The sequence below is a fragment of the Streptococcus sp. 1343 genome, from assembly GCF_013277355.1.
In the GTDB taxonomy this organism is placed as follows: Bacteria; Bacillota; Bacilli; order Lactobacillales; family Streptococcaceae; genus Streptococcus; species Streptococcus pseudopneumoniae.
This window is the reverse complement of sequence record NZ_VMMT01000003.1, coordinates 31,453-41,035: the sequence shown is the minus strand read 5'-3', so window position 1 is coordinate 41,035 and position 9,583 is coordinate 31,453. Positions and strand designations below refer to the sequence as shown.

The following is a 9,583-nucleotide window of genomic DNA, read 5'->3' as shown; positions in this document are numbered from 1 at the left end:
GTAGCAGGTGCCCACCGAGGACTTACACCTCAGATGCACGACATGCCCGTCGTACCAAAAATAGCCCTTCGGATAAAATCCGAGGGGCTAGAAACGTTGTTAAATCAACGGCCGAACTTTTGAATTTCAAGGTTCGGGATAAAATAGTTTACTGAACTACTTTATTTTTTCAAGTTGTAGAATGATTTCAATCCACGGTATTCTGCTACTTCACCAAGTTGGTCTTCGATGCGAAGCAATTGGTTGTATTTAGCGATACGGTCTGTACGTGAAAGTGAACCAGTCTTGATTTGTCCTGCGTTAGTTGCAACTGCGATGTCAGCGATTGTTGAATCTTCAGTTTCACCTGAACGGTGTGATACAACGGCAGTGTAACCAGCTTCTTTAGCCATTTCGATAGCTTCAAAAGTTTCAGTAAGAGTACCGATTTGGTTAACTTTGATAAGGATTGAGTTAGCAGCACCTTCTTGGATACCACGTGCAAGGTAGTCAGTGTTTGTTACGAAGAAGTCGTCACCAACAAGTTGTACTTTCTTACCAAGACGTTCAGTAAGAGCTTTCCAACCATCCCAGTCGTTTTCATCCATACCATCTTCAATAGTGATGATTGGGTATTTGTTAACCAATTCTTCAAGGTAGTCGATTTGTTCTGCAGATGTACGAACAGCAGCACCTTCACCTTCAAATTTAGTGTAGTCGTAAACTTTACGTTCTTTATCGTAGAATTCTGATGAAGCACAGTCAAATCCGATAAATACGTCTTTACCTGGTACATATCCAGCAGCTTCAATCGCAGCAAGGATAGTTTCAACACCATCTTCAGTTCCTTCGAAACGAGGAGCGAACCCACCTTCGTCACCTACGGCAGTTTCCAAACCACGTGATTTAAGGATTTTCTTAAGAGCGTGGAAGATTTCAGCACCGTAACGAAGGGCTTCTTTAAATGTTGGCGCACCAACTGGCAAGATCATGAACTCTTGGAAAGCGATTGGAGCGTCAGAGTGAGAACCACCGTTGATGATGTTCATCATTGGAGTTGGAAGAACTTTAGTGTTGAATCCACCAAGGTAGCTGTAAAGTGGGATTTCAAGGTAGTCAGCAGCAGCACGAGCTACAGCGATAGACACACCAAGGATTGCGTTTGCACCCAATTTACCTTTGTTAGGAGTACCGTCAAGAGCGATCATAGCACGGTCGATAGCTTGTTGATCACGTACATCGTAGCCAATGATAGCTTCAGCAATGATGTTGTTTACGTTGTCAACAGCTTTTTGTGTACCAAGACCACCGTAACGAGATTTGTCACCGTCGCGAAGTTCAACTGCTTCGTGTTCACCAGTAGAAGCTCCTGATGGAACCATACCACGTCCGAAAGCACCTGATTCAGTGTAAACTTCTACTTCAAGTGTTGGGTTACCGCGTGAGTCTAGGACTTCGCGAGCGTAAACATCAGTAATAATTGACATTTTTTACTCTCCTTATGAGTTAAATTTTTTACACCTCTATAATACCTTAAAACCCCTCCTTTTTCAAGAAAAAACGTTATCTTTGTGCAACTTTTCCTTAACTTTATAAAGTAATCGCTTTCTTTTGTCTGTTTTATTCTAACTTTTATGATATACTGTTTTCATGACAGATTTATCAAAACAATTACTTGAACAAGCTCATGGTGGAGCAAAATTAAATCCGGATGAGCAAAGACGCTATCTTGGTACTTTTGAGGAAAGAGTTCTTGGATATGCAGATATTGATACAGCAAATAGCCCTCAGTTAGAAAAAGGATTTTTATCTATTTTAGAAAACCTTCAGGAAAAAGCAGAGCCACTATTTGTGAAGATTTCACCAACTATCGAATTTGACAAGCAAGTTTTCTACTTAAAAGAAGCAAAAGAAACTGATAGTCAAGCTACCATAGTATCTGAAGAGCATATTACTTCTCCCTTCGGTCTGGTTATCCATAGCAATGCACCCGTTCAAGTAGAAGAAAAGGATCTTCGACTTGCTTTTCCAAAACTTTGGGAAGTTAAAAAGGAAGAACCATCCAAAACATCCTTATGGAAAAAATGGTTTGGCTAAATATTGCGCATAGTTAATAAGTGCCCAATATTGGCAGCCGTGTGCTCCAGATAGAGACTGGCATTTTTCAAACTATCTTCTAAAGGTTCACTTTTCTCCAAAATAGAAAAGACAGCTTGGATATTTTCAAATGGTAGGGGAGGTAAATCTTCAGCAAGACTACCGCAAATAGCAATAACAGGAACTCCAACAGGGGTTCTTTTTGCAACACCTATAGGCGCTTTCCCAGCAAAGCTTTGACTGTCAAGTCTTCCTTCTCCAACAACAACCAAGTCAGCATCTGAAACTTTCTTATCAAAGTTGATTAAGTTCAAGCAGGTATCAATTCCAGACACGATATTTGCCTGAGCAAAGGCACACAAACCGCCAGCAATGCCTCCACCAGCTCCTGCTCCTTTAATTTGCAATATTGCAGGTGAGACTTTTTCATAAAAGTCTTGGATTGCTTGATCTAGGACTGGAAACATAGTAAGATTTAGGCCTTTTTGCTTGCCAAAAGTGTAAGTCGCACCTTGATGACCACATAAGGGACTCACGACATCTGATAAAATATGAATTTGAACACCTTCAGGAATTTTATAGCGATTTTCTGTTGAAACAGAAGCTAAGTTTAATAAGGATTGACCGGAAGCAGGCAAGACATTTCCGTCCCTATCATAAAATTGATAACCTAAACCAGCAGCAATCCCCAGTCCTCCATCATTACTGGCCGTGCCACCAACACCGATATAAATATCTTTAATCCCTTTAGAAATGAGATGGAGAATCAACTCTCCGATACCACAAGTTTGGATTTGAAGTGGATTTCGTTTCTCTAGCGGAATTTTTCCAAGACTAACCAAGTCAGCTACTTCAAATAGTGCCAGTTGACTTTTTTGAAAATAGCGCATGGCTTCTTTTTGTCCAAAAGGGTCTGTCACTTGGATCCATTTTTCTTTTAGGTCAAGAGAATGTCGGATAGCATCTACAGTACCTTCTCCCCCATCACCAACAGGGCAGAGGAGACATTCTACATCTGCTATCGATTACTGGAAGCCTCTTTTTATTGCTTCAGCTACCTGTTGAGCTGTCAAGCTTTCCTTAAACGAATCCGGTGCAATTACAATCTTCATATTTTCCCTCATTCTAAACAGTCAATCAAAGGAAGAACTTCTAAAAAATCCCTCTTGTCAACATGATGTGGTATTTCTTTTTTGAGTACTTCTTTGGCACAAAAAGCGATTCCCAGTCCTGCTGATCTCAACATCAATAAATCATTGGCCCCGTCACCGATTGCAATCGTTCTTTCTTTAGAAAGTTTTAGTTCCTCTCTCCATTGTTCCAGAGTCTCTTTTTTAATCTGGGGACTTATAATTTGTCCAACTAATTTTCCTGTTAAAAGACCTTCTTTGACTTCAAGCTGGTTGGCAGTGAAATAGGCAATACCAAGGGATTTTGCTAATCTCTCCAACTATTGGTGTAAATCCACCAGACACCAGAGCAACTAGGATGCCATTCTTTTGGAGAATAGAGATGAACTCTGGGACATTTAGCGATAGATGATTTGAGTTGAAGACGTTATCAAAGACCAAAATAGGAAGACCTTCCAACAAGGACACTCTTTTTCTTAAACTGCTTTCAAAGACCAACTCTCCTCGCATTGCCCGACTTGTAAGCTGCGCAATTTCCGCCTCACGATCTGCCTCTCTTCCCAACAAATCAATCACTTCTTCTAGGATTAAGGTTCCATCTACATCCATAACACACAAGCCTTTTACTTGAGACATTAGTTCTCCTCTCTAAACAGCCCAAAAATCGTATGAAGTCATCATACGATTTTATCTATTAATTAACTAAACTATGGTACAAGTCAAGGTATGACTTGCAGGCTGTATCCCATGAGAAATCACACTCCATAGCTTGTTTTTGTAGGTTTCTCCAAACGTCAGGATGATTTCTATACAAGTCCAAAGCTGTTTGGAAAGTCCAATTTAACCAATAAGGTGATAGATTGTCAAAGCTAAAGCCAGTACCGCTTCCTTCGATTGGATTAAATGCTTTAACGGTATCTCGCAAGCCTCCAACTTCATGGACCAATGGCAAGGTTCCGTAACGCATAGCCATCATTTGAGACAAGCCACATGGTTCAAAACGACTTGGCATGAGGAAGAGGTCACAAGCAGCGTAGATTTCTTGAGCAAGTTTGACATCAAAAGTGATATTTGCTGATAGCTTGTCTGGGTATATCTGAGCAAACCATGAGAAAGCTCCTTCAAAGCCTGGATCTCCAGTTCCCAAAAGAACAATCTGAACATCATTTTGCAAGATATGGTGAAGACTTTCGACCACCACATCAAAACCTTTTTGACGTGTCAAACGAGAAACAATTCCCACCAGTGGAACGTCAGCTCTAACTGGCAAGCCAACTCTTTCTTGCAATTTTGCCTTGTTTTTGGCTTTCCCAGACAAATCTTCCTGATTGAAATGATAGTCTAAAAGAGCATCCGTCTGAGGATTATAAAGATCAGCATCAATCCCATTCACGATACCAGATACTTTACCAGACTCCATTCTAAGAATCTGATCCAAGTTACATCCGAATTTACTGGTCATAATTTCCTGAGCATAACTAGGTGAGACGGTTGAAACACGATCCGCATAGAGAATACCTGCCTTCATCCAGTTCAGACAGTTGTTCCAGCGAAGGGTACCATCAGCATAACGTTCAAAGCCAACTCCAAACAAGTCCCATAACATTCCTTCTGAAAATTGTCCTTGGAATTCCAAATTATGAATGGTTAAAACAGTTTTTATTCCTTGATAGGCTTGAATCCAACGGTATTTTTCCTTTAACAAGAAAGGAATCATGGCTGTATGGTGATCATGAACATGGAGAAGGTCAGGAATAAAGTCAATCCTTTCCATAGCCTCAATGGCAGCAAGTTGGAAAAAGGCAAAGCGCTCTCCGTCGTCAAAATCACCGTAAACATGACCACGGAAGAAATAATATTGGCTGTCAACAAAGTAGAAGGTTACACCATTTAATACTGTTTTCTTAATTCCACAATACTGTCTGCGCCAACCGACGCTCACCTCAAAATGAAGAACATCTTCAATCTGATTTCCAAATTTAGCCTCTACCATGTCATAGTAGGGTAAAATCACTGCAACTTCATGTCCCGCTTTTACAAGTGATTTAGGAAGAGCGCCAATGACGTCTCCCAAACCACCTGTTTTTGAAAAGGGTGCACCCTCTGCTGCTACAAATAAAATTTTCATGAATGAATATCCTCTGTTACTTTGCTACCTTTCTTAACGACAACTGGATGTTCTGCAGTTCCTCGAATCACAACACCAGGCTCAACTTCAACACCCTTGTCCAAGATAGCATATTCTACCTGAGCTCCTTCTCCAATCACAACACGAGGGAAGAGTAGGCTATCTTTAACCAGGCTATCCTTATGGATATGAATATTACGTGATAGAACAGAATTAGCCACTTGACCTTCAATGATACTACCAGAGGCAAACTGAGAAGTACTTACCTTAGATGTATTAGCATAGTAAGTTGGTTCTTCGTTCTTAACCTTTGTATAAATCTTTTGGTTTGGTGAGAAGAGAGAATAGAATTTCTGTGATTCAAGCATATCTTTATTAGCTTGGTAATAAGACTCTACAGAGTGAATATTGGCTAGGTAGCCTGTGTACTCGTAGGCGAAAGCTCCCTCTTTTGCAGCCAAATCACGTAAAACATAACGCAATTTCTCTGGATGTTCTTTTTTAGCTTCTTCTTCCAAGCGTTCAATCAACCACGGTGTATCAACGACAAAGATATCTGTAGACATATTGAACGTTTCAGCTGTTGACTTGCTATCAAAGAGTTTATGAGAAAGAACATGGTCTGTTTCATCCACTTCTAAGATTGCATTTACTTCTGAAATATCTTTCTTAGCTAGTTTTTTATAAACTACAGTGATAGGCCCTTTTGTTGTACTATGTAGATGGAAAACTTGGTTCAAATCAATGTTAATCAAGACATCGCAGTTGAGGGCAACCGTTTGGTTTGATCCAGAGCGTTTTAAATAAGTAAGAAGCTGTTGGTAGTATTCTTTTCCTACTGTGCTACTCTCCACACGAGTATTGTAAATACCTAGATAATAGTGACTGAGAAGGGTTGATAAGCCCCACTCGCGTCCTGAACGAATATGGTCAAAGACTGAGCTGATATTATCCTGCTGGAAAATACCAAAGACACTACGAACACCTGCATTAGCAAGGCTTGAAAGTGGGAAGTCAATCAAACGATATTTCCCACCAAATGGCAAACTTGCTACTGGACGGTGGTCTGTCAATGTCGACATATCGTGAAAACCAACTGTGTTTCCTAAAATGGCAGAATATTTATCAATCTTCATCTGTTGCTACCCCCACTACTTCATTATATCCTACAACTTGTACTTCATCTGTTCCATCAATTTCGACACCGTCAGAAATAATCGCACCTTCACCAATAATGGCACGTTTAATCTTAGCTCCTTGACCAATGATAGCTCCACTCATGATAACTGAATCAACAACTTCCGCTCCTTCGCGAACTTGCGCGCCTGTTGAAAGGATAGAATGTTTAACAGTTCCATCAACGAAACATCCGTCTACAACTAATGAGTCTTCCACATCAGCATTTGCTCCGAGGAAGTTTGGTGGTGAAATCAAGTTTCTTGAGTAAATCTTCCATTGACGGTTACGACTATCCAAGGCATTCTCTGGAGAAATGTACTCCATGTTCGCTTCCCAAAGAGACTCAATCGTACCAACATCTTTCCAGTAACCGCTAAATTCGTAAGCATAAACACTTTCACCTGACTCAAGGTAATTTGGAATGACATTTTTACCAAAATCTGACATATCTACATTGCTCTTTTCAGCAGCAACGAGCATATTGCGGAGACGTTGCCAATCAAAGATGTAAATACCCATAGAAGCTTTTGTAGATTTAGGTTGAGCCGGTTTTTCTTCAAATTCAACAATGCGGTTATTGGCATCTGTGTTCATGATACCAAAACGGCTCGCTTCTTTAAGAGGGACGTCTAAAACTGCTACTGTCAAGCTGGCATTATTATCCTTGTGAGACTGGAGCATATCATCATAATCCATTTTGTAGATATGGTCCCCAGACAGAATCAAGACATACTCAGGACTGACACTGTCGATATAGTCGATATTTTGGTAAATAGCATGACTAGTCCCTTCGAACCAACGATTTCCTTCACTTGCAGAATAAGGTTGAAGAATAGAGACACCAGAATTGATACCGTCTAGTCCCCAGCTTGAACCATTCCCGATATGGTTGTTGAGAGCAAGTGGTTGATACTGGGTGATGACTCCAACATTGTGAATACCTGAGTTGGCACAGTTTGAAAGAGCAAAGTCAATGATACGGTAGCGCCCACCAAATTGCACAGCTGGTTTTGCGATGCTTTGAGTGAGTTTACCGAGACGAGTTCCTTGCCCACCAGCAAGAATCAAAGCTAACATTTCATTCTTCATTTTCTACTCCTTTTTGGTTTTTACTTGTGACGGTTTTTGCAGATTTCAAGCGGCGTTTGATTTTCCAAACACTTGCTCCCATAGCCGGTAGGGTAAAGGTCAAGGTCTGCTCATAATCTTTCCATAGTCCTTCTTGCGTTTGAACAGTTTGATTATGTTCTTTCCAAACGCCTCCCCACTCTTCTAACTCAGTATTCCAGACTTCTTCATAAATCCCTGCAACAGGCAGACCGATTGTAAAATCTTTTCGTTCAACAGGTGCCATATTAAAGACGCAGACTAGCATGTCGCCCTTCTTACCCTTACGGATGAAGGAAAGAACACTCTGGTCTCGATTATCCGCATCAATGATTTCAATACCATCATAGCTGGTATCGATTTCCCACAGACAGCGATGATCTTTGTAAAACTGGTTTAGCTGAGAAGTGAAATACTTCATCTTAGCATTCATAGGGTCTTCTAGATTAGACCATTCCAACTGCTCTTCAGATCTCCATTCTAGGAATTGGCCGTATTCACTACCCATGAAGAGCAATTTCTTACCAGGGTGACAAATTTGGTACGTATAGAGATTGCGCAAGCCTGCGAATTGATTATAGCGATCTCCCCACATCTTGTGCATCATACTCTTCTTGCCATGAACAACTTCATCGTGTGAGAATGGTAGGAGATAATTCTCCTTGAAGACATACATAAAGCTGAAAGTCACTAGGTTAAAGTCGTATGTACGATAAATCGGATCTTCTTCATAGAAACGGAGAATATCATTCATCCAGCCCATATTCCATTTGTAGTCAAAGCCAAGACCATCTGAATCCTTTGTATCAGTAATCTGAGTAGCTGATGAACTTTCCTCAGCTATCATCATCACATCTGGATGAGCTAGTTTAATGACATCATTCAAGCGTTGAAGGAAATAATATCCTTCATAGTTGAGATTACCGCCATCTTTATTCGGTGTCCATGGGGCATCATCGTAATCTAGATAGAGCATGTTGCTAACCGCATCCACGCGAATACCGTCCAAATGGTAAAAGTCAATCCAAAACTTAATGCTAGAAATCAAGAAGGACTGGACTTCATTCTTCCCAAGGTCGAAATTGAGTGCTCCCCAACCATAGTTATGAGCCTTATTATGGTCCTGATACTCAAAAGTCGGTGTCCCATCGTAATAGGCTAAGGCATCATCATTAATAGTGAAGTGACCAGGTACCCAGTCCACAATAATCCCAATATTGTTTAAGTGACATTCCTCAACAAAATCTTGAAACTCTTCAGGACGACCATAGGCATGCTCTAAAGCAAAGTAACCCATAAGCTGATAGCCCCAACTCAAACCGAGAGGGTGAGACATCAAGGGCATAAACTCAATGTGAGTATAGTTCATCTCAACTAGGTAAGGAATGAGTTCATCTTTCAATTGAGCAAAACTATAGGGACTACCGTCTGGATTTCTCTTCCAAGAGCCAGCATGAACCTCGTAAATATTGACAGGACGCTCTTCAAAGCTTAAGCGTTTTCTACGGGCTAGCCAGAGTCTATCCTTCCATTTTTTCTCTGGAATCTCTGTTAAAATCGCTCCAGTACCAGGTCGTGCCTCATACCGTACAGCCAAAGGATCAATCTTCATAAGCTGATGACCATTTGCACGTGTGATATGGTACTTGTAAATTTGGCCTTCTTGAGCAAAACTGGTAAAGACTTCCCAGACTCCAAATTCATTCCGTTCCATCGGAATTTGATTTTCAACCCAATTGGTGAAATCCCCTACCAAGTGAACTGCCTGAGCATTGGGTGCCCAAACTCGGAAAGTATAGCCAGACTCACCATCTTTTTCTTCCCTATGCGCTCCCAGATAATGCTGGAGGTGAAAATTCTCACCTGTCATAAAGGTGCGCAATGCTTCTCTTCTATCCATATACTCCCTTTCTACTGTAAGCGTTTTCTGTGTTTTTATTATACTACTTTTTTAGAGAAGATT

Annotated in this window: 8 protein-coding genes and 1 pseudogene; 1 reads left to right on the top strand and 8 read right to left on the bottom strand. The window is 40.7% G+C overall.

From position 1 onward, the window contains the following. Positions 1-161: 161 nt before the first annotated feature. Positions 162-1,466: a surface-displayed alpha-enolase gene (eno, locus tag HT709_RS00600; RefSeq protein WP_000022813.1), complete on the bottom strand. Its 1,305-nt coding sequence runs from the start codon at positions 1,464-1,466 to the stop codon at positions 162-164. Between the two features lie 163 nt (positions 1,467-1,629). Between eno and HT709_RS00595 the strand changes: the two genes are divergently transcribed. Next, on the top strand, positions 1,630-2,076 hold the full coding sequence (locus tag HT709_RS00595; RefSeq protein WP_000131108.1) for a DUF1694 domain-containing protein: 447 nt from the start codon (positions 1,630-1,632) through the stop codon (positions 2,074-2,076). Here HT709_RS00595 and HT709_RS00590 read toward each other — a convergent pair. The 7 genes and pseudogenes from HT709_RS00590 to glgB form a co-directional block, all read right to left on the bottom strand. Beyond that, positions 2,073-3,188: pseudogene (locus HT709_RS00590) on the bottom strand (glycerate kinase). The gene HT709_RS00595 and the pseudogene HT709_RS00590 overlap by 4 nt on opposite strands. Before the next feature lie 8 nt (positions 3,189-3,196). Beyond that, positions 3,197-3,526 (bottom strand): HAD hydrolase family protein, encoded by a 330-nt coding sequence (locus HT709_RS12015; protein ID WP_171039144.1) that lies wholly within the window; start codon positions 3,524-3,526, stop codon positions 3,197-3,199. Continuing rightward, positions 3,471-3,842, bottom strand: coding sequence for an HAD-IB family phosphatase (locus HT709_RS00575; protein WP_171039143.1), 372 nt, complete (start codon positions 3,840-3,842; stop codon positions 3,471-3,473). Before HT709_RS00575 ends, HT709_RS12015 begins: the two co-directional genes overlap by 56 nt. 58 nt (positions 3,843-3,900) lie before the next feature. After that, complete coding sequence (gene glgA / locus HT709_RS00570; RefSeq protein WP_138703539.1) at positions 3,901-5,334, bottom strand: glycogen synthase GlgA; 1,434 nt, start codon at positions 5,332-5,334, stop codon at positions 3,901-3,903. Next, positions 5,331-6,470, bottom strand: a complete 1,140-nt coding sequence (gene glgD, locus HT709_RS00565; protein ID WP_000687036.1) for a glucose-1-phosphate adenylyltransferase subunit GlgD — start codon at positions 6,468-6,470, stop codon at positions 5,331-5,333. The genes glgA and glgD overlap by 4 nt, the downstream gene beginning before the upstream one ends. Beyond that, a complete protein-coding gene (locus HT709_RS00560) occupies positions 6,460-7,602 on the bottom strand; it encodes a glucose-1-phosphate adenylyltransferase (RefSeq protein WP_050261562.1) in 1,143 nt (380 codons plus the stop codon). Before HT709_RS00560 ends, glgD begins: the two co-directional genes overlap by 11 nt. Further along, positions 7,592-9,520 (bottom strand): 1,4-alpha-glucan branching protein GlgB, encoded by a 1,929-nt coding sequence (gene glgB / locus HT709_RS00555; RefSeq protein ID WP_050261564.1) that lies wholly within the window; start codon positions 9,518-9,520, stop codon positions 7,592-7,594. The genes HT709_RS00560 and glgB overlap by 11 nt, the downstream gene beginning before the upstream one ends. Positions 9,521-9,583: the final 63 nt, after the last annotated feature.

Excerpts from the sequence above, each read along its gene's own strand:
- eno (WP_000022813.1), bottom strand. The coding sequence starts at position 1,466 with ATGTCAATTATTACTGATGTTTACGCTCGCGAAGTCCTAGACTCACGC.
- HT709_RS00595 (WP_000131108.1), top strand. The coding sequence starts at position 1,630 with ATGACAGATTTATCAAAACAATTACTTGAACAAGCTCATGGTGGAGCA.
- HT709_RS00575 (WP_171039143.1), bottom strand. The coding sequence starts at position 3,842 with ATGTCTCAAGTAAAAGGCTTGTGTGTTATGGATGTAGATGGAACCTTA.
- glgA (WP_138703539.1), bottom strand. The coding sequence starts at position 5,334 with ATGAAAATTTTATTTGTAGCAGCAGAGGGTGCACCCTTTTCAAAAACA.
- glgD (WP_000687036.1), bottom strand. The coding sequence starts at position 6,470 with ATGAAGATTGATAAATATTCTGCCATTTTAGGAAACACAGTTGGTTTT.
- HT709_RS00560 (WP_050261562.1), bottom strand. The coding sequence starts at position 7,602 with ATGAAGAATGAAATGTTAGCTTTGATTCTTGCTGGTGGGCAAGGAACT.
- glgB (WP_050261564.1), bottom strand. The coding sequence starts at position 9,520 with ATGGATAGAAGAGAAGCATTGCGCACCTTTATGACAGGTGAGAATTTT.